This window comes from Pseudomonas sp. 2822-17 (assembly GCF_002742485.1).
GTDB lineage: Bacteria > Pseudomonadota > Gammaproteobacteria > Pseudomonadales > Pseudomonadaceae > Aquipseudomonas > Aquipseudomonas cyclaminis.
The window spans coordinates 1-255 of the sequence record NZ_LJRZ01000841.1 but is presented as its reverse complement, the minus strand read 5'-3'; the positions used below and the strand labels follow the sequence as shown (position 1 = coordinate 255).

Below are 255 nucleotides of genomic sequence, written 5' to 3'. Positions count from 1 at the left end.
AGTACAAATTCAACAGTTGATATCAACTTATACAAGGCCACCTTCAAAGGATAACAGGTTTGAAGGGATTGAACTTGCATTCTCACAAAAGTTAGATGGAGAATGGATTCAAAGGATTTTTGATTTGGATGGTTATGAGATGCCATTAGAAACGGTGGATCGAATAATACTTTACGTTAACGATAATTTAATGTCTTCAGATGTAATAATTCGTTTTATTTCGCTTGATGAGGAGAGAATGTTTCAAGCTAATGC

At 34.1% G+C, this 255-nt stretch carries 1 protein-coding gene; it reads left to right on the top strand.

All coding sequences use genetic code 11. The features are described from left to right. Positions 1-255, top strand: a 255-nt coding sequence (locus AOA60_RS33600; protein ID WP_218240930.1) for a two-component system activity regulator YycH, incomplete at both ends; no start/stop codon positions are given.